General features: G+C 58.0%; 19 protein-coding genes. 14 read left to right on the top strand and 5 right to left on the bottom strand.

The annotated features are described in order from the left end of the window. Positions 1 to 3 precede the first annotated feature (3 nt). The 7 genes from rfbA to fcl all read left to right on the top strand — a co-directional run bounded on the left by rfbA (position 4) and on the right by fcl (position 5,986). Positions 4 to 885 carry a glucose-1-phosphate thymidylyltransferase RfbA gene (gene rfbA / locus ACODTA_RS00825; RefSeq protein WP_489063838.1) on the top strand — a complete coding sequence of 294 codons (882 nt, stop codon included), beginning with the start codon at positions 4 to 6 and terminating at the stop codon, positions 883 to 885. Next, positions 882 to 1,430 (top strand): dTDP-4-dehydrorhamnose 3,5-epimerase, encoded by a 549-nt coding sequence (gene rfbC / locus ACODTA_RS00820; protein WP_489063836.1) that lies wholly within the window; start codon positions 882 to 884, stop codon positions 1,428 to 1,430. The genes rfbA and rfbC overlap by 4 nt, the downstream gene beginning before the upstream one ends. Continuing rightward, positions 1,427 to 2,293: a dTDP-4-dehydrorhamnose reductase gene (gene rfbD / locus ACODTA_RS00815; RefSeq protein ID WP_489063834.1), complete on the top strand. Its 867-nt coding sequence runs from the start codon at positions 1,427 to 1,429 to the stop codon at positions 2,291 to 2,293. The genes rfbC and rfbD overlap by 4 nt, the downstream gene beginning before the upstream one ends. Further along, entirely contained in the window at positions 2,286 to 3,362 is a 1,077-nt protein-coding gene (rfbB, locus tag ACODTA_RS00810; RefSeq protein WP_489063832.1) for a dTDP-glucose 4,6-dehydratase, read from the top strand. The genes rfbD and rfbB overlap by 8 nt, the downstream gene beginning before the upstream one ends. Next, positions 3,359 to 3,919, top strand: coding sequence for a sugar transferase (locus ACODTA_RS00805; RefSeq protein WP_489063830.1), 561 nt, complete (start codon positions 3,359 to 3,361; stop codon positions 3,917 to 3,919). Before rfbB ends, ACODTA_RS00805 begins: the two co-directional genes overlap by 4 nt. Before the next feature lie 64 nt (positions 3,920 to 3,983). Then, positions 3,984 to 5,054, top strand: a complete 1,071-nt coding sequence (gmd, locus tag ACODTA_RS00800; RefSeq protein ID WP_489063828.1) for a GDP-mannose 4,6-dehydratase — start codon at positions 3,984 to 3,986, stop codon at positions 5,052 to 5,054. Then, positions 5,054 to 5,986, top strand: a complete 933-nt coding sequence (gene fcl, locus ACODTA_RS00795) for a GDP-L-fucose synthase (RefSeq protein WP_489063826.1) — start codon at positions 5,054 to 5,056, stop codon at positions 5,984 to 5,986. The genes gmd and fcl overlap by 1 nt, the downstream gene beginning before the upstream one ends. Here fcl and ACODTA_RS00790 read toward each other — a convergent pair. Next, positions 5,983 to 6,921, bottom strand: a complete 939-nt coding sequence (locus ACODTA_RS00790; protein WP_489063824.1) for an NAD-dependent epimerase/dehydratase family protein — start codon at positions 6,919 to 6,921, stop codon at positions 5,983 to 5,985. The genes fcl and ACODTA_RS00790 overlap by 4 nt on opposite strands. Then, positions 6,918 to 7,664: a glycosyltransferase family 2 protein gene (locus ACODTA_RS00785; protein WP_489063823.1), complete on the bottom strand. Its 747-nt coding sequence runs from the start codon at positions 7,662 to 7,664 to the stop codon at positions 6,918 to 6,920. Before ACODTA_RS00785 ends, ACODTA_RS00790 begins: the two co-directional genes overlap by 4 nt. Positions 7,665 to 7,753: 89 nt before the next feature. Here ACODTA_RS00785 and ACODTA_RS00780 point away from each other — a divergent pair, with 89 nt between their 5' ends. The 7 genes from ACODTA_RS00780 (at position 7,754) to ACODTA_RS00750 (ending at position 15,950) form a co-directional block, all read left to right on the top strand. Further along, the gene (locus tag ACODTA_RS00780) at positions 7,754 to 9,043 is read left to right on the top strand and encodes a hypothetical protein (RefSeq protein ID WP_489063821.1); all 1,290 of its coding nucleotides are present in this window, start codon (positions 7,754 to 7,756) and stop codon (positions 9,041 to 9,043) included. 312 nt (positions 9,044 to 9,355) lie between these two features. After that, positions 9,356 to 10,663 carry a flippase gene (locus ACODTA_RS00775; RefSeq protein WP_489063819.1) on the top strand — a complete coding sequence of 436 codons (1,308 nt, stop codon included), beginning with the start codon at positions 9,356 to 9,358 and terminating at the stop codon, positions 10,661 to 10,663. Between the two features lie 39 nt (positions 10,664 to 10,702). Continuing rightward, positions 10,703 to 12,046, top strand: a complete 1,344-nt coding sequence (locus tag ACODTA_RS00770; RefSeq protein ID WP_489063817.1) for an O-antigen polymerase — start codon at positions 10,703 to 10,705, stop codon at positions 12,044 to 12,046. A 16-nt stretch (positions 12,047 to 12,062) separates the two neighbouring features. Then, the gene (locus ACODTA_RS00765; RefSeq protein ID WP_489063816.1) at positions 12,063 to 12,539 is read left to right on the top strand and encodes an acyltransferase; all 477 of its coding nucleotides are present in this window, start codon (positions 12,063 to 12,065) and stop codon (positions 12,537 to 12,539) included. 32 nt (positions 12,540 to 12,571) lie between these two features. Then, entirely contained in the window at positions 12,572 to 13,732 is a 1,161-nt protein-coding gene (locus tag ACODTA_RS00760; RefSeq protein ID WP_489063814.1) for a glycosyltransferase, read from the top strand. Then, positions 13,729 to 14,859 carry a glycosyltransferase family 4 protein gene (locus ACODTA_RS00755; RefSeq protein ID WP_489063812.1) on the top strand — a complete coding sequence of 377 codons (1,131 nt, stop codon included), beginning with the start codon at positions 13,729 to 13,731 and terminating at the stop codon, positions 14,857 to 14,859. Before ACODTA_RS00760 ends, ACODTA_RS00755 begins: the two co-directional genes overlap by 4 nt. Continuing rightward, positions 14,856 to 15,950 carry a glycosyltransferase gene (locus ACODTA_RS00750; RefSeq protein ID WP_489063810.1) on the top strand — a complete coding sequence of 365 codons (1,095 nt, stop codon included), beginning with the start codon at positions 14,856 to 14,858 and terminating at the stop codon, positions 15,948 to 15,950. Before ACODTA_RS00755 ends, ACODTA_RS00750 begins: the two co-directional genes overlap by 4 nt. Positions 15,951 to 15,967: 17 nt before the next feature. Here the strand turns inward: ACODTA_RS00750 and ACODTA_RS00745 are convergent, their stop codons facing one another. The 3 genes from ACODTA_RS00745 to ACODTA_RS00735 are packed head-to-tail and all read right to left on the bottom strand — an operon-like array spanning position 15,968 to position 20,160. Next, entirely contained in the window at positions 15,968 to 17,185 is a 1,218-nt protein-coding gene (locus ACODTA_RS00745; protein ID WP_489063809.1) for a hypothetical protein, read from the bottom strand. Further along, positions 17,182 to 19,404, bottom strand: a complete 2,223-nt coding sequence (locus ACODTA_RS00740; RefSeq protein WP_489063807.1) for a GumC family protein — start codon at positions 19,402 to 19,404, stop codon at positions 17,182 to 17,184. Before ACODTA_RS00740 ends, ACODTA_RS00745 begins: the two co-directional genes overlap by 4 nt. A 39-nt stretch (positions 19,405 to 19,443) precedes the next feature. Then, the gene (locus ACODTA_RS00735) at positions 19,444 to 20,160 is read right to left on the bottom strand and encodes a polysaccharide biosynthesis/export family protein (RefSeq protein ID WP_489063805.1); all 717 of its coding nucleotides are present in this window, start codon (positions 20,158 to 20,160) and stop codon (positions 19,444 to 19,446) included. Between the last annotated feature and the right edge of the window lie 31 nt (positions 20,161 to 20,191).

Below are 20,191 nucleotides of genomic sequence, written 5' to 3'. Positions count from 1 at the left end.
TTCTTGCGCAAGGGAATTGTGCTGGCTGGGGGAACAGGCACACGCCTCTATCCAGCAACGCGGGCGCTGAGCAAACAGCTCATGCCGATCTACGACAAGCCGATGATCTATTATCCGCTATCAGTGCTGATGATGGCGGGAATCCGCGAGATCCTGATCATCACCACGCCGCATGAACAGGCGGCGTTCCAGAATCTGCTGGGTGATGGCAGCGACTGGGGCATCACCCTTACCTATGCCGTCCAGCCCGAACCCGGCGGCCTCGCCCAGGCCTTCCATATCGGCGGCGACTTCGTCGACGGCGGGCCGAGCGCGCTGATCCTTGGGGACAATATCTTCTATGGTCACGGCCTTCCCGAATTGCTGACGAATGCCGATGCGCGGGAAACCGGCGCCACGGTGTTCGGCTATCACGTCGCCGATCCCGAACGGTACGGCGTCGTCGAGTTCGACAAGGATTTCCGCGCCGTCTCGGTCGAGGAAAAGCCGGCCAAGCCACGCTCCAACTATGCAATCACCGGCCTGTATTTCTACGACCACCGCGTTGTCGATTATTCGCACCGGATCGCACCATCAGCGCGCGGCGAACTCGAGATCACCGACGTCAACCGCCTCTATCTGGAGGAAGGCGCGCTCAACGTCGAATTGATGGGCCGAGGCTATGCCTGGCTCGATACCGGCACCCATGCCTCGCTGCTCGAGGCCGCGCATTTCACGCAGGTGATCGAGGAGCGCCAGGGGCTCAAGATCTGCTGCCCGGAGGAGATCGCCTGGAACCAGGGCATGATCGACGACGCGCAGCTGCTTCGCCTTGCCGAACCCTTGAGCAAGAGCGGATATGGTCATTATCTGCTCAAGCTGCTCGAACAAAAGGCGCGCGCGTGAAACTGGTCGATACCGACCTGCCGGAGGTCAAGATCGTCGAACCGACCGTGTTCGGCGACGATCGCGGCTTCTTCATGGAGAGCTGGAACGCCGCCACTTTTTCCGGGGCAGGGCTCGATCTGAGCTTCGTTCAGGACAATCACAGCCGCTCGGCAAGGGGTGTGCTGCGCGGGCTGCATTATCAGCGCCGCCAGCCCCAGGGCAAGCTGGTCCGCGTTGTGCGCGGCGCGGTATTCGATGTTGCGGTCGACATCCGTCGATCCTCTCCCAATTTCGGCAAATGGGCGGGCGTGACGCTCTCGGAAGCCAATAAACGTATGCTGTGGGTGCCGCCGGGTTTCGCGCATGGCTTCCTCAGCCTCGAAGACGGCACCGAATTCCTATATAAATGCACCGACTTCTATGCTCCCGACGATGAGCATTCGCTGCTCTGGTCGGATCCGGCACTCGCGATCGACTGGCCGCTGGCCGGGATCGGCGCGCCGCAGCTTTCAGGCAAGGATGCGGCAGCGCCCAGGCTGGACGCGGCGGACGTCTTCGCATGAGATTGCTGCTGCTCGGCGCCGATGGACAGGTCGGTCGCGCCATACGCGCCGCCTGCCCCGCCGATGCATCGCTGATCGCGCTGGGCCGCGATGCCTGCGACCTGTCCGATGAAGCGTCGGTCCGCGCCGCGATCGCAAGCACCGAATGCGACTGGCTGGTCAATGCCGCCGCCTATACCGCCGTCGATCGTGCCGAAAGCGACGAAGCGCTGGCCCATGCCGTAAACGGCGAGGCGCCCGGCTGGATCGGATCGGCCGCGCGCGCGACGGGCATTCGCGTCGCGCATATCTCGACCGACTTCGTCTTCGACGGCGCCGCCGGCACGCCCTATCGGCCTGACAGTCCGACTAACCCGCTTGGCGTCTATGGCCGCTCCAAGCTGGCCGGAGAGATCGCGTTGCGCGCCGCCGATGCCGATGCGCTGATCGTGCGCACGTCATGGGTCCATGCCGCGCAAGGAAGCAATTTCCCGCTGACGATGTTGCGGCTGATGCGCGAACGCGACGAGATCCGCGTCGTCGCCGATCAGATCGGCACCCCCACTTGGGCGACGACGCTCGCCAATGGCTTGTGGCGCCTGATCGCAGACAATGCATCCGGCACGCATCATCTGACCGATGCGGGCGTCGCGAGCTGGTACGATCTGGCGATGGCGGCCGCCGAAGAAGCGGTCGCGCTCGGCCTGCTGGCGCGCATTCCCGCCATCATCCCCATCGCCACCGCGGAGTATCCGACCCCCGCCCGCCGCCCGGCCTATAGCGTGCTCGACAAGAGCTCGGCCTGGGCACTGTTGGGTGGTCCCACCCCGCATTGGCGTTTATCGTTGCGTAACATGCTGAAGGAAGTAACCGAGCGTGTCTGATCTTCTCGTCACCGGCGGCGCCGGTTTCATCGGCGCCAATTTCGTCCGCCATTGGACGGCCAAGCACCCGGCCGATACCGTCATCGTGCTCGATGCGCTCACCTATGCCGGCAATCGCGCCAATCTGGCGGGCGTCGACGTGCCGCTGATCCAAGCGTCGATCTGCGACACCGACTGTGTTCGCGAGATCCTGCGCGACCACGATATCGACACGATCGTGCACTTCGCCGCCGAAAGCCATGTCGACCGCTCGATCGACGGGCCGGACGCCTTTATCGAAACCAATGTCGTCGGCACGCACAGCCTGCTCAAGGCCGCCAAGGCCGAATGGCTCGATAGCGGCATTGCCGGCGGGCGTGACCGTCGTTTCCATCACGTCTCCACCGACGAGGTCTATGGCAGCCTCGCCGCCGACGATCCCGCTTTCAGCGAAACGACGCCCTACGCTCCCAATTCGCCCTATTCGGCATCCAAAGCGGCGAGCGACCATCTTGTGCGCGCCTATCACCACACATTCGGCCTGCGCACGACGACGAGCAACTGCTCGAACAACTACGGCCCATATCAATTCCCCGAAAAGCTGATCCCGCTGTTCCTCATCAATTGCCTGACCGGCAAATCGCTGCCCATTTATGGCGACGGCATGAATGTGCGCGACTGGCTGCATGTCGAGGATCATTGTCTTGGCATCGAACTGGTGCTTGAACATGGCCGACCCGGCGAAACCTACAATATTGGTGGGGGGCAGGAATTGCCCAATATGGCCGTGATCGATGCGATCTGCACCACCGTCGATCACGCCTTCGCCGCCGATCCCACGCTTGCCCAACGCTTCCCGCAGGCCCCTGCCGCGCGTGGCGAACCGAGCGCGTCGCTCAAGACCTATGTCACCGATCGGTTGGGCCATGACCGGCGCTACGCGATCGACGAGCACAAGGCCCGCACTGAACTCGGCTATGCTCCCACGCGCGATTTCACCTCGGGATTCGCCGGAACGCTGGCCTGGTATCTCGACAACGAAGCCTGGTGGCGCGCGGTGCTTGACGGCAGTTACCGGACGGCCGCGTGAGCAAACGCGCGTTCGATCTGGCGCTCGCGCTGATCGCGCTGCTGCCGGCCGCATTGATCAGCATGGTGCTGGCGATCCCCATCTGGATCGAGACCCGCGCGAATCCGCTGTTCGTGCAAACCCGGGTCGGGCGTCACCGCAGCCCCTTCCGGCTGATCAAGCTGCGCACGATGCGCCCAGATACCCAGCATCGCGCCTCGCACGAGGTCGGCGCCAGCCAGATCACGGGCACGGGCCGCCTGCTCCGCAAGACCAAGCTCGACGAACTGCCGCAGATCTGGAACGTGCTGGTCGGCGAGATGAGCTTTGTCGGCCCCCGCCCCTGCCTGCCTTCCCAGCAGGAACTGATCGACGAACGCGAACGCCTGGGCGTCCACGCGCTGCGGCCGGGCATCACCGGCCCGGCGCAGGTCGCCGGCCTCGATATGTCGACGCCGGCACGATTGGCGGTCGCCGATGCAGCCTATCTCGGCCCCTGGTCTTTGACCCGCGACCTCCATCTGATGCTGCGCACCGCCTTTGGCGGCGGCCGTGGCGACGCTGCCGACCGGGCGTGAATTGACTTGGCCGGCTGTCTCTCCATAGGGACGTGCAGTTCAGTCATCGCAGGAAGATCATCGCATGCCGTCCGGAGAAAAAATCGCCCTGATCACCGGCGTCACAGGGCAGGACGGCGCATATCTGGCCCGGCTTCTGCTTGAGCAGGGCTACGAAGTCCATGGCGTGAAGCGGCGCAGTTCGTCATTCAACACCGGCCGGATCGAAGACATCTATCAGGATCCGCATGTCGAGGGGGCACGCTTCCATCTCCATTACGGCGACATGACCGACAGCACCAACCTGATCCGGCTGGTGCAGCAGACCAGACCGACCGAAATCTACAATCTGGCGGCGCAGAGCCATGTCCAGGTGAGCTTCGAGACGCCGGAATATACCGCCAATGCCGACGCGATCGGCACGCTGCGCCTGCTGGAAGCGATGCGCATCCTGGGCATGGAGAGAAGCTGCCGCTTCTACCAGGCGTCGACTTCGGAGCTTTACGGCCTGGTGCAGGAAGTTCCCCAGAGCGAGACCACGCCCTTCTATCCGCGCTCGCCCTATGCGGCGGCCAAGCTCTACGCTTACTGGATCGTCGTCAATTACCGCGAAGCCTATGGCATCCATGCCTCCAACGGCATCCTGTTCAATCATGAAAGCCCGCTGCGCGGCGAAACCTTCGTCACCCGCAAGATCACCCGCGCCGCCGCCGCGATCAGCCTGGACAGACAGGATCGCCTGTATCTCGGTAATCTCGACGCCAAGCGCGACTGGGGACATGCGCGCGAATATGTGCGCGGCATGTGGCTGATGCTCCAGCAGGACGAAGCCGACGACTATGTCCTCGCGACGGGTGAGACAACGCCGGTGCGCACGTTCGTCGAATGGGCATTCGAGGATGTCGGCATCATACTCGAATGGCACGGAGAAGGCGTCGACGAGAAAGGCTATTGCACCAAGACTGGCCGCTGCCTGATCGAGGTCGATCCGCGTTATTTCCGTCCGACCGAAGTCGATCTGCTGATCGGTAATCCCGCCAAGGCGCATGCGAAACTGGGCTGGCGCCACGAGACGCCGGTACGCGATCTGGCGCGCGAGATGGTGCGTGAAGACCTGAAGATCATGCAGGATGCACCGATCGCGAAGGACGCCTGATGTTCAACCTTGCCGGCAAACGCATCTGGGTCGCGGGTCATCGTGGGATGGTGGGAAGCGCGGTTGTGCGCCGCCTTCAAAGCGAATCCTGTGAGATCCTGACCGCCGGCCGCGATATCGTCGACCTGACCGATCAATCCGCGGTTCGCGCCTGGATCGCGAGCGAGCGCCCCGACGCGATCGTGCTCGCCGCCGCCAAGGTGGGCGGTATCCTGGCCAACGACAGCTATCCCGTCGATTTCCTGTACGAAAACCTGATGATCGAGGCAAATATCATCGAGGCCGCGCACCGCGCCGACGTGAACCGACTGCTCTTCCTGGGATCGAGCTGCATCTACCCCAAGTTCGCGCCACAGCCGATCACCGAGGACGCACTGCTGACCGGCCCGCTGGAGCCGACCAACGAATGGTATGCGATCGCGAAGATTGCGGGGATCAAGCTGGCTCAAGCCTATCGGCGCCAATATGGCCGCGACTATATTTCGGCGATGCCGACCAATCTCTACGGTCCCGGCGATAATTTCGATCTGCAATCGAGCCATGTGCTGCCCGCGCTCATCCGCAAGGCGCATGAGGCGAAGCTGGCGGATGCCGAAAGCATCACGATCTGGGGCACCGGCACGCCACGACGGGAGTTCCTGCACGTCGACGATTGCGCCGACGCGTGCGTATTCCTGCTCAAGGACTATTCCGATGCGGAACACGTCAATGTCGGCTCGGGTAGCGATGTCACGATTCTCGAACTGACGCGGATGGTCTGCGATGCCGTTGGATTTTCGGGCGAGATCGCGACCGACACGTCGAAGCCGGACGGCACACCGAGGAAGCTGATGAGCGCTGACAAGTTGCGCGCGCTGGGCTGGTCATCCAGCGTCGATCTGCACGAGGGCATTGCTTCAACCTATCAATGGTTCTTGACCAACCGGAACTAAGCGCAATCCAGTTCACAGTTCACGGAGCGCGCGAGTGCTTCGTCCAATGTATAAGGGGGCGTCCAGCCAAGCTGCCGGAACGTATGCCCCGCATCGACCTGCAAGTTGCCGAAAAGACGTTCCACATAGGCCCCGGCTCCCGGCGCCCGCCCGATCAGTCGGAGGACTGAGGAAGGAACCTGAAAGAGGTGTACGGGAACGGATAGAGCATTCGCCAATCGCCGGATCAATTCGGTTGTCGAAACGTCGACGCCATCACTGGCAAGAAATATCTCATTGTCCGCCGCCTCGCTTTCGAGCACACAGACGAGCAGATCGGCCAGATTGCCGACATGGATCATACTCCGACGATTGGTGAGTCCGCCGAACGGTAGGGGCGCGCCGCTTCTTACGAGCTTCACAAGACGTTCGAAATTGCCTCTCGCTCCAAAACCATAGACCATGGAAGGGCGTATGACCGTATAACCGACCACGCTCCCGCATATCTCCCGCCCGGCAATCTCGGCTTCGAATTTGCTGCGACCATACATATCCTCGGGCTGCGGTGTGTCGTCGAAGCGGAAGGGCGTGCCAGGCAAGGTGCGTTCACCATTCACCTTGATCGAGCTGACCATCACCACACGCCGGACTCCGGCCGCAGCCGATGCATGTGCTATGCGTTCGGTAGCTCCGACATTGATGCGGCGATATTCGGCCAAGGGATCGCCAGCGGTCTCACGCAACACATGCGCTCTACCAGCCAGGTGCACAACGGCGTCCACGCCGCGCAGATCCATTCTGACTTCGTCACCTGCGGCCAGGTCTCCAACGACGCGTTCGTTCGGCAGTCCGGCCTCACGACGAACCAAGGGGATAGCCACATGCCCGGCCGCAACGAGTCGCGTGAGAAGCTCACGGCCGATAAAACCCGTCGCACCCGTCACCGCGACTTTCATTTCAGGTAGCCAAGTAACTTTGCAGGATATTTGGATGCGATCATCAGAGCGTTCGATCTGATCCCATTTTCACGACAAGCGCGCAGCACCTCGCGATTGATGGTGAGCTTGGCGCCGCCTCCCGCCGTGCTGATGCCGCCAGCCCGCATCTTGACGATAATCTCCGGCAGATGAACGTAGCTCAAGCCCTGTTTTCCGAATGCCCGGGCGACGAACTCGAAATCGGCGGCGATCCGATAGTCCGTTCGATATGGACCAACGCGCTCATAAGCCTCCCGCGTAAGGAACATCGCCGGATGCGCGGGCATCCACCCCCAGCCGATCCGCCTGGGAGAAAAAAGACCGCTGTCGTACCGCCTGATCGTCCTCGACGGGTCCGAGCCGCGAAAATATGCGACGTCGCCCAGGACCGCATCGACATTCGAGGATTCAAAGGCGCCTGCGACGTGTGCCAGAACCGTCGGCGACGCATAAAAGTCATCGGAATTCAGTAAACCAACCACATCGCCAGTCGCCAGCGAAATTCCCTTGTTCATTGCGTCGTATAGCCCGTCGTCCGGTTCGGAAATAGCCTTGCCGCCCGCTCGCAGCCGCTGCTTTACAATCGCCATCGTACCGTCGTTCGATCCCCCATCAACGACGATGTGCTCGACGTCAGGATGCGTTTGCTCCGCAACCGACCGCATCGTGTCTTCGATCGTTTCCGCAGCATGGTAGCTGACCGTCACGACACTGATCTTCATTCCACCTGCTCCGGCTACGCATTTGAGCCCTCGACCAAGCTCGCGCGATCGCGCTTGCACCATGGCCCCAGCACGAGCAAGAGTCAGATATGAAGCCACCATCTCTCAAACGACGAGAAGTGCTGACGGCCCTCCCCGCGCTCGCCATATCCAGCCGAAGCGCGGCGTCCTCCAGTGCCTCTCATTCGACGGAATCATCCTGCTCCACCGACGTCTCCATCCTGCGGTTCATTCCTTCAGAATTACATGCCGGGATACGCAGCGAGACCTGCGAAACGGATCTCGCGCCCTTTATCAATCAGGCCATTCGCTACGTGCTTTCGCTGCCCGGCGGCGGAAGCCTGCTTTTCCCTCAAGGGGCCTACGACGTTTCAGAGATAGATGCCACCAATGACGACCCCACCCAATTCTACAAGATACTGAAGTTGAAAGGGTCTGGCCCCTTTGCAACCAAGATCAGATCGGCAACATCAAACAGAATATTGCTCAATGCAATAGGCAGAAACAACATGCATGTGGAAGATATGCAATTCCTGTCCTTGAGATTTCAAAGCCAGGCCGCGATATATCTATGCAGGAGCGAAAAAAGCCCGAATTGCAATAACAATAAATTTGAAAATTTATCAATAAGCGGAAACTATTCAAAATCTTCTATAATATCCATTGGAGCAGAAAGCACAAGCTGGTCAAGATGCAGGTTCGAGAACAGCAATAAAATCAACAAGCACATTTGCTTCTTCACGTCACATGATTGCGATTCAATTGAACTGTCATATAATTTACCGCACAAAAAAATATCTGGTCCAAACACGGATAATTCCATGGTGGATTGTGAATTCTACGTACCATTTGACAATGCCACACCTTTGATATTTTCTGGATCAGCCGCCTTTGGCTTGCATCTATGCACCATAATATGCGGCGACTCATCAAGAACAAAATTGGTTACATACCGCCCATCCGGAGACATATTCACAGGTCCTGTGACATGGATAAATCCTCATTTTGAAGTTATCGGCAATGATAACTGCATTCATTTCCTGGATGCGGTACCCGGCGTATGCTATTTCCGAGGAATCAACAGCTACAGTGGAAATTGCGTCGTTGGAAGCAGAACGGCGTTCCTCCATTTCCCGGAAAACAAACCTCAATCGCAACCGGTATTGCAAACATCCACCTGGACAGTGCCCATCGTACCGCAAGGGCTGGAAGATTTGACCTTTCGCGTTTTTGCGATGAGCGACTCAAGCATAGATTTCAAGATGGGCGAAAACGTCGGCACGCTGGACGTTTCCGGTTTTATGAAGAATTCAAGATACCAGGCTGCCAATGCACACATCGCGCAGATCATCGCCTCCGAGCGCGCGCCACACCGTTGAACCGGCACGAACACCGCAAGCGCGCGCGAGGCTTTCACCGGTCCTGTTTTGGCGCTATCCGCCAGAACAAGGATCGGCAATCGCGAGGCGTCCATGCGCAATATGACGACAAACGCCTCGCGATGGGCTCGATATGGCAGCAACTCCCCTGCGGCGCGCGCGCATCTCTCAAGCCCCTCTCAGCCTACGGACATTATTTGGCAACGCCCATCACTAAGGACACCTTCCCCCAACCGTTTCACGCGGCCGCACATATCCGACGCGCAAGGTAGGCATTGATGGCAATGCCCCTGCCGCCCCACACATGACAGCATGACATCCTCCCTCCCACACAAAGGCCGCACACTGCTGCTGAACAGCGGCATCCTGATCGCCGATCGCATAATCCGATTGATCGGAAACGCGACGGTCGTGATCTGGATGGCCCGCCATTTCGGGCCAGGCGAGTTCGGCCTGTTCAGCTACGCTCAATCCCTGGTGGTCATGGCCACTGCACTGGCGACGCTTGGCCTTCCGGAAATCGTGCTGCGAGAGCTCGTCCGCCACCCATCGCTCGAGACGGAAATCGTCCGCGCATCGCTGATCCTGCGCTTTCTGGGCGGAAGCGCGGCAGCCATCGTTGCCGGCACACTCGCCCTGCTTGCCGATGGTCCACAGAGTCAGAGCCTCTTGCTGACAGCCATTCTTTCCGCCAGCTTGATATTCCAGTCGCTCGACGTATTCGAATACAGGCTGCAGGCCCATCATCGCGTTCCGACCATTGTGCTGATCCGGCTAAGCGCGTTCGCGATTGCCGCGGCACTCAAGATCACCGCCCTGGCGATGAACGGATCGCTGGCGACAATGGCTATATTGACCACCCTTGAGGCGGTCATCGCAGGCGCATCCCTCGTCGCAGCCAATGGCCCCGAACTGCATTCGAAGCATTTGCGCTTCCTGCGCTACGTCGCACTATCCCTGATGCGCCAGGCAAGCCCCCTGTTCGTGCGCGTAGCGGTGATCAGCCTCTACCTCCGCGGCGACCAGATCCTGATCAAGTGGATGCTGGGCCCGGAGCCCCTCGGCATATACGCATCCGCCGTCCGGCTCATCGAGATCTGGTTCTTCGTGCCAACCGCCATCATGACCGCATTCGCCCCGACGCTCGCCAGATACTGGCTCGACGATCGCCAAGCATATTACCGATTATTCGGAAACATCATGAGAATCTTGACACTGACGGCGCTATCCGGCTGCGCCATTGCAACAATATTATCGAATTTCATAATAACAACGATCTTCGGACACGCATATGCAGATGCCGCTCCTGTTCTCTCAGTGATCGTATGGTCGATCATATTCGGAACGATAGGACAAATAACAAATAGCTGGATTATAAACTTCGGAAACACCAAAATTGCCCTTGCACAAACAGCAATAAGCACATCGATAGCAATATGCCTGTACCCCATCCTAATATCAAACTTCTCTTTGATCGGCGCCGCATTTGCATTTGTATTTGCCCAAATGACAATGAATTTTTTGCTAAATTACTTCTTTAAATCGACGAGGCCGATGTTCATTTTTCAAATGAACATTCTATTTTTTAAAAAACTTGATCCGATGATCATTTTCAAATGATGGCATGAAGCAGGATTATTGGATATGCTAGCGTTTTACATGGCCTTCATCATCATCTGTATGATCGGGAGCGCGCGACTGCGTGGCCCTGTGTGGCTCTTTTGCATTGCCTGGCTGATTTGCGTCGGCCCTATAACGTTTGGCCTGATCGACTATCCTTACCTGCACGACGACCAGTACCGCCTGACGATCCTGCTGACCTCAACCGGAGCCGCGTTCATGGCAGGCGCCTTCCTGGCGACGTTGGCCACGCATTCGACCGGCCCTGCCCAGCCGATGTCCCCACAGGAACTGACAAGCGACTTTCACCGCTTCCTACCTATCGTCAAGACGCTCTGGTTTGTCGGCACGGCCGGCGCGATCGCGCAATTCGCAGACTTTGCGCTAAGTGGCGGCCTGAGCGTCAGCAGCCTGGGAGAATTGCGCGAAGCCGTGGTTTTCAAACAATCCGCGACGATTTTCGGCAAGGTCAGCGTGCTCATGACATGGGCAAGCCTGTATTGCTACTTCTTTGCCATCGTCCACCGAAAATTCCTCAGCCGCTCACAGTTTTTATGGCTTGGCAGCGCAGGCATCTGCTTCCTGATGCCCGCCCTGTTGAGCGCCGGCCGCCAAGCCGCCCTGCAGATCATAATCCTTACCATACTCGCCCAGATGATTCACAGACTGCGATCCCCGGAAGATCACAGGGTTTCTGGAAAGTTATTCGGAATTCTCATTTTCGCCATTATGTCTCTATACATGGGATATATCGCCATCGCGAGAGGCGATGACAGGATATCCATCAGCAAAGAGGTCATCCTCGAAGCATTTTTCAAATACCGATTGAATGACACATTCTCCGCCATGCTCAATTTCCTTGGCTCATCGATACGATCTGCAACCATCGAAGCGACCGTATATTTCACACACTCGGCCGCCCTTTTGGATAGATTCTGGGACACATCCACGCAGTTTAAATTCTATGGCGCGCTGAGCTTTCCATTTATACTACGGCAGATTGAAGGCCTGACAGGAATATCCGTCGAGCAAGCCTACAGATACAAAGTTCAACTCCTCGAATCCCAGGGATTTACGGGTGTGGGATGGTCCACGGCGTATTCCAATCTTTACCTTGACTTCGGTTATGCCGGAACACTCGCCATCATGTTCTTCCTGGGGTATTTTTCTACCGGATTCTGGCGAAAGATGATGCGGAAGGGCGATTTGAACGTCGCCGCTCTGGCTGCCATATTTGGCTTGAACATCGCGTATCTTCCGATCGGCTTCGCGGCATCCGATACCAATATATTGATGTTCATCATCTTTACGGTGGTGATGAAATGGTACCTTGACAGTCGCTCCGGAAGCTTCGGAATGCCGGTGAATAGAATGGCAGGATGACATGCTTCGACACCTGATGAACCTGCTGCTGTTTCCCTTGCCGCCGACGCGGTTCTTCGCGCTAAGGCGCTGGATACTCCGCTTTTGCGGAATTCGCCTGGGACAGGACACCTGCGTCAGCGGTGGCGGCTGGATCTATGGCCGTGGCGATCTGAGTGTCGGTGATCGGACTTGGCTGAGCCCCGGCAGCAGAATCTATACTCATCTCGATGCGCCGATTTCGATCGGATCCAACTGCGACATTGGCCCGGATGTACGACTGATCACAGGAAGCCATGACATCGGCAATCACGATCGCAGAGCGGGCAGAGGCCTCGCGCTGCCAATCTCGATCGGGGACGGATGCTGGATCGGAGCAGGCGCCATGATCCTCGGAGGAGTCACGATCGGCCCCGGAAGCATTGTCGCGGCCGGAGCCGTGGTCGTCAATGACATTGCGCCGGATACGCTCTCAGCCGGCATTCCTGCGATTGAAAAGCGGATACTACCCTAGTGCCCCGTAGATTATATTTTTATTCCAATGCTGTGGACGATGACATCCGCCTGTCGCGCGGCATTTCCGGCGACAGCCCTGCCGCGACGCGCAAGATCGTCATGCTCTGTCGTGCACTAAGGGCCAACGGTGTCAGGGCCGTCATCGTCAGCATGGGTCGCGGCCGCGCCGCGCGCAGAGGCGAGCATCACCCCGCGATGGTCGGCCGGATCCAAGGCGTTCCGATTGTCTACGGCCCAATGAACCATCGCCGTATCCTCTCCGAGGCCATCAGCATGTTCTGGATGCTGGCCATGGCCATCCGGCTTTCGCGGCGACGGACATCGGGCACCCACCTCTTCTACAATCAGCTTATCGCATATTTACCTGCGCTCACCTGGCTCAGCGCGCGCAATCAACCCACTCTTCTCGACATCGAGGACGGCCCCGTCACATCTGACCGGACCCGGACGGAATCAAGGGGAAATGCCCCCACAAGCTTTTTCGAACGACTCATTTCCGATGGAGCTTTGCTCGCCTGCTCCGCCCTGGCGGAGGGAACACGAATCAGGCCGACAATGCCCTATTACGGAGCAATCGAAAGAACCGACGAGACAGAGGGTACCGACGACCGGAACTGGAACGGACCTCTCCATATTCTGTTCAGCGGTACATTGACCCAGGAAACGGGCGCAGGGCTTTTGCTCGAAGTCATTCGCCGCATGAGAGGAAGCGGCAACGCCGATTACGCACAGGTAACGATCGACGTGGTCGGCTTCGGAGCAGGAATGGATAGCCTCTCGCAAGAGGCGGTTTGCCCATCCCATCCGGAAATCCGTATCCACGGCAGGTTATCAACGCCAGATTATCGCGCCTTGCTGCAAACAGCGCATATTGGGTTGTCGTTGAAACCCGTGGGCGGCGCCTATGCCGACTCCACCTTTCCATCGAAGACGATCGAATATGCGGAGTACGGACTTGCGCTCATCGCGACAGACATCAGCGATGTACGCGCCATATTCGGCAACAGCGCCTGCTATATCGTTCAGAATGACCCCGAAGAACTCATTGATGCCATTCGGCAACTGATCGAACATCGAGAAAAGCTGAGACAAAGGGCGCTCGATGCCCAGCGTATCGTAAAGAATCGCTTCGCCCTGCATCCTGCGGGAGCCGAACTCGCCGCCTTTGCATTCAGAAACGGCGAAAAATGAACAAGCGGATTGTCTTCTGGCAGCCAGTGCTGACAAACCATGTCAGCCACACATACCTTGCATTGGCAAAAACACTCGGGGCCAGGGCCACGGCCGTAGTCACAAAGACTGAGAATAGCGACCGCAAGGAGCAAGGCTGGAAGCCCGTCGCAACAGAAATCACGACCATCAAACTTCCCGCAAAAAATTGGTACCGCAGGATATCGGATATTCTCAATGAAGATCCGGGAACCATTCATATTTTCGGCAGTCCATTTGAACTCGGAAAATTGTCGATAGCACTTATCTTAGCACTCATTAATCGAAAATATGTTTTTCTGGTTTCCGAACCTTATTCCCCTATCGCTGCTGGATATTTCAATGACACCGGACGATTAGGCAAAATTAAAAAATGGGCTCGCCCAAAAATATACGCAATATACGGGTATATTATAAAAAATTATATAAAGGGCATTTTCTCGATATCGCCCCTTGCATTCGATCAATTCAAAAAAATTGGAATACCGGATTCAAAAATATTCCCGTTCGGTTATTTTATTCCGTCGAACGGAGGCCGCATTGCGATCGATCCGGACCACCTCAAGGTCGCGTTCGTAGGTGCTTTGATCGAACGAAAAGGCCTTTTGACTGCCCTGGATGCGATAAGGGAAGTTGGTGATCTGCGGATCACCTTCGATATTTTCGGCCCTGGGGAAATAGGAGCATTCCCTCCCCTACCCGACAATAGCAGATTTCGCGGCCCGATCCCGTTCGGGAAAACACAGATCACTCTGATGGACTACGACTTGCTCGTGGTTCCCAGCCTTCACGACGGATGGGCTGTCGTTGTCAACGAAGCCGTCATGGCCGGATGCGCGGTCATCGCGACACATGAGACCGGAGCATCCGCGATGATCGATCGCTGGCATTGCGGCTCAACATTTCCGGCCCGAGATTCCGCGACACTTGCCAACCTTCTGCGCAAATATGCAGAAAATAGGAATATGGTCACCAATGCCCGCACGGCCAGCGGAATGCTCGCAGCGCAACTCACACCCGAGCGGGCAGCATCTTATATGGCCGACTGCATCCGCAGCGCGATGATAGACAATATGCCTGCTCCAGCCAACCCTTGGTACTATGCATGACCGTCCGAAACCCAGCCCCGGATCAATCGATCGATATCCTCGCAACAAACCTGCAAGGAATGGGCGCCGTCCGGCTCGCGGAATCGCTTCTCCCCGCGCTCGAGAGAAATGGGGGGGGGCTGATAGGCCAGTTCTGGCTGCCCGATCGAGGGCCGATAAGCCACTACCGTCCGATCCAAAACGATATTCGCTATGCGATATATCGAAGACGGCTGCCCAATGCGATATCACGACTTCTGGAATGCACCCTACTCAGCGCTCGCTTCGGGCGTACGGGCCCCATTCTGGTACTGGGCGATCTGCCGGTCCGCCATCAAGGCTTCCAAGTGGTGCTGGCTCACTCTTCTTTCCTCACCGGCGAAAGCGACCGAACTTCAACGCTGAACACGATCAAGGCGACGATCAGTCGAGCCATATTCCGGGCAAACCTCAAATGGCTGGACTGCGTCATCGTGCAAACCGAGTTGATGCGAAAGCGTATTGTCGAGACCTATCCACAGCTAAATGGAAAGGTCGCGGTCATTCCGCAGCCGCCGCCCGCCTGGCTGCTGGATCAGGGCGATGCTTCTCGTGCCAGTGGAAAGAGCACGGGCAAACTTCGTCTCTTCTTCCCGGCAGCCCCCTATCCCCATAAGAATCATGGCATGCTTGTCGACTATGCCTCGCACGAGGCTGCGGAGCGCGATTTGGAAACCATCACACTGACTTGCGACCGGCCCGCAGGTCAAATGCTTGCTCAACGCATCCATTGGCTGGGGCAACTCGATCCGACTGAAATGCGTGTCCACTATACGAAAGCCGATGCGCTGGTTTTTCCTTCGCTGGAGGAAAGCTATGGCTTTCCGTTGGTCGAAGCGATGTACCTTGGCCTGCCGATACTATGCGCCGATCGCCCCTATGCGCATACGCTCTGCGGAGATTCCGCGATCTACTTCGACCCACTATCCCCTGGCTCACTTGCCGACGCGGTTGCCGATCTCCGCCAACGCCTTGCCGCTGGCTGGGCACCGGATTGGCAAGCCGCGCTCAGCGGGATCCCGCGAGATTGGGATCATGTGGCGAAAGCGATGCTCGATCTTTTTCCGAAGTGACCGCCGGCACGCCCGAATCAGACCAGATCGATCTTCTCGACGACCATGTCTGACGCTCGCCCTACGGCATCGCCGGCAATCTCCATTTGCAGACGCTGCGCCAAGCAGCCCACTGGCACAGGCAACGCAGTCTCGAGCACGTGGCGTCCTTGGGAAACGTTCAGAGATTGACGCATGAACTCGGTCGCTCCGTTGCGCTTCAAACACATCATCGAGACCATTGCCGCGCCTCCACCGGAATCGCCCCGATAGACGATTTTCAACGATCGCGTTCCAGAGGGCAGAAAAAACAGCTTCCTCGCAACTATGGCACGCTCACCTGGCTGCGCGGCAAGGCGCATGACATTGGCATGCTCCTGCTGCTCTATCGATGCGCCGTAATCGGCAGATTCGGCGAGATCCCAGGTCAAGGGTGCAAATCTGGGCGAAACATCGTCGGCATCAAAGGAAGCCCGATTGACGATATCCAGACGCGCGCCCGCCAGGGAACGATAATAGATTCGCGCCGCATCCGGCCATCCTTCGTTCGCCAGCCTGGACAAAAGCCAGCTCTCAAAAGGCGCAAAGGCCTTCTGGCGGGGCATTCCCCCCGCACGAGCCACCATATTGAAGAGCGTCTGTGGATCGGATCGCTTTTCAAGAAAAAAACCGACGAAAGGCGCCAGCCAATCCGGATCTTCCTTGAACTTCGATACAAATGCGCGACGAATCCGATCGTCTGTCAGGGCTTCAGCCAAGATCGGGAATAGCAGCTCCGCGCTGTCGGTCGATACGCTGAGCGCGACGTCGTAATGATGCAGTGCGCCCGGAAGATCGCCTGACCTGACCTTTTGCTCGATAAGCCAAATCTGAGTGAGCAGATCGCGTCGAGAAAGCTGATGCGAAAACGTCATCAAGCGTGCGGCGCCAGCGGGATCCCCCAGAACATCCTTGCTGAACGCGAGTGTCCGAAAGGCTTCCGGATTGATGGCCTGCGATCGAATCGAAGCAAGTGCGTCTCGCTGCAATTCAAGCGCACGCAATCGCGTCGGCGACTCAACGAGCACGTCGTCAACAAACCTCACCGGGCCGATCGGATCCGCTACTCCCAGCGCACTCACAAACCAGGGCGCTCGTCCGGTCGATAAATTTCCTACGGCGCTGACGAAGGTGAAGATCGCCAATGCCATGACTGCGACCACGATCGCGGCCGATACCCATCTGCTCCTTTTCCTGATCGAAGGAGCAGCCGTCATGCGCCGCGCTCCTCCTCGTTGTCACCATAGCCATAACCATAGCCATAGCCATAGCCATAGCTCGCCTGGCGGCGCTTCAACTTGGTCAGGACAGCGCCGTAGATATGGGCGTGGACGGAACCAAGCCGATCAAGCGCCATTTTAACGCCTCGAACCGCGACGCCCTCCGCTTCAACAACAAAAACACTTCCTTCGACCGCTCGTGAAATGAGCGGTGCATCGGCAAGACCCAATATTGGCGGAGAATCGATCACAACATGATCGAATTCCTTCAGCAAGTGGCCGATCAACTGTGACAGCCGATCACTGCTGAGCAGCTCCGCGGCACTCGGAGGAGTCGGTCCCGCGGGCATCAGGCTGAGCCCCTTTGCAGATGTCTCGATCACCAACTGTCGCCAGTCGTTCTCGCCAGCCAGAAAATTACTCAGACCCGCCTTGTTCGACGCGCCAAGGAACTTGTGGATCGAAGGGGAACGCATATCCGCATCGATAATCAGGACATTCTTGCCAGTGCGGCCGAGAACGGTCGCCAAGGCCATACTCGTAGTGCTCTTGCCTTCCGCCTGGCGAGTGCTCGTGATCATGAACGACCGTGGGACACCATGGTCGGTCGAGAAGGCAAGGTTCGATCTGATGCTGAGATAAGCCTCCGAAACGACCGATTTCGCATCGTTCAGCTGTTCCAGCGTATCTTCATGCTCGATATCGGGCACGCTACCCAGCAGCGGAAGTTTCAACTGGCGATTGACCTGACCCGGCTCACGCAACCCTTCATCGATCTGCTCGAGGGCAAAGGTCGTTCCCGCCGCGAGTACCACGCCCGCCAGCAGAGCGAGCGCCAGATTGATCGGCAAGCTGGGTGCTGAGGGGCGTTCGGGTACCTTTGCAACATCTACGATTGCGATGTTGTTCGCACCGACTCCGGCGACGCCGATCTCCTTGTAGCGTTGCAGAAGTCCATCATAAAGCTCACGATTAGTATCCGCCTCGCGCTGATAGATATTATACTGGATACTGTCTCTTTGCTGAAGGCCGAGGCGTCCTTTCAAATTCTCCACTTTTTCCTTCAGCGCGGCTTCCCGCTGAATTGCCTCTCTATATTCGGCCGAGATGCTGCCCTGCACACGTGTCTCTTCTCTTGCGATCGCCGCGTCGAGAGTCCTGACTTGCTCATCGAGAGCCCGAGCAGCCGGATAGCCCGGCTCGAACTGCACAAGCATCTTCGCGTATTCGGCGGCGGCTTCGGCCCGTTTTTGCCGTAGGGAACCTATTGCCTGATTGGAAAGAGCCTCCGGGCTTGCACCACGTCCCGCGCCAGCTCCGGACTTGCTTTCAGCAGCAACCCGCTCCGCGGTCGCGCGTGCAAGGGCCATATTAAGCGCTTCCAGATCCTCAGAAACCAGAGTGCGTTCCGTGCGGGTTTTACCGTCTGCTCCTTCGCTTTTGCTTAGCGATACAATGCCCTTCTGAGCTGCATAGCCGACCAGATCACGCTCGGATTGCTCCAGGCGCCCACGTAATTCCGCCAAGCGCCCTTCCAGGAAAGCGCGGGCATCCGCGGTCGACATGAACCGGCGATCCATGCTGGCCTGCATGAATTGGGTCGTCCAGCTGTTCGCGATCTTCGCGGACAGTGCCGGTGACGAACTGGTATAGCTGATATCGACAAGCCTCGATCCGCGGATCGGCGAGATGGCGATATGCTCGATCAACAGCTTGGTGGCTTCATGCTCTCTCGCCGTGCGCTCCGCCGGCGTAAGCATCCTGTTCTTCCGTGTAGCAAACAGGCCGCCGCTGTCGTCCGCAGGCACCTGCCCGTGTGCCGCAAAAAACTCCTCGCTGGAGGCCAATTTCAGTTCACGAACAACACGCTCTGCCAAGGACCGTGCCTCGAGCAGCGAATACTGAGTTTGATAGAACTCCAGATCCTGCCCAGCCTCGTCCGACTCGAGGCCCTGCACGTTCGTAACCTTCTTTTGCTCTCTGCTGATCTCGATACGGGATGTCGCCGTATACTTTGGCGTCATCAACAAGGTGACAACCAAGCCAGCAGCGACGCAGGCCGCGACAATTCCAACGATCACCCACTTCCAGCGAAGGACGATATGCCAATAGTGAAGCAGTAACGGCGCGCTCGTTTGCGCACCGTTTTCCGGCTCCATCGCGGTAACGGCAAAAGACCGAGGAGAGTCGCCGGGCTCCGGCTTGGCTATTTGCATTCGTGCTTCCCGATTGAAATCGTTGCCGCCAATACGCGGCTAGCGCCGTTGGATCAAAGCGATAATCGGCGTGGTGATCAGCGGAGAAGCCTGCAGAATATCCTTGAAGATCCGCCGGGCCTGCGAGTCGCCTACCACAACGACATCGTTCGCATATACCTCCGGATCCGGATATGCGCCCCGTCTGATCGCTTTCAAATTATAGAGAGCGGCCATCTGCTGGCCATTAACCGAGCGAAAGACGACAACGTCATCGAGGCGCGCGAATTCGCCAGCTCCTTTTGCGGTGGCGACCGCACGCATCAGCGTCATCCGTCCCACCACGGGATAGAGACCTGGCTCGCGCACCTGTCCGTCCACGGTGATGACCTGGCTGACCGTGTCCTTGAGATTTACCGTGACTTGCGGGTCCTTGATGAAACGTCCGCGCAACCGCGATTCAATTTCACCGGCGACCTCTCCGGGTGTCTTGCCGGCCGCCTCGATCACCCCTGCGAGTGGGAACGAGATTCTGCCGCTTGCATCGGTTTGAACTTCTCGCTCGCTCAGTTCCTCGATTCCAAAGACATCGATGATAAGCTTGTCGAAAGGGCCAACCAGATAAGGCCTGTCCTGTGAAAACAGGTCGGCACGCTGAGGTGCTGGCAACTCGCTACCGGGGACCACCTGAATATCCTGTCCACCGCCCAGCGCCGTTGAATGCGCGCATGAGACAAGCGACAATGACAGAATAGCCAGAGTAAGACGTCTGATCATCAAATTTCCTCTTAGCCCCTTCAAAGCTGGC

It is taken from the genome of Sphingomonas sp. FG14 (assembly GCF_057809675.1).
The sequence above is the reverse complement of the archived record's forward strand: the minus strand, read 5'-3'. Positions and strand labels throughout refer to the sequence as shown.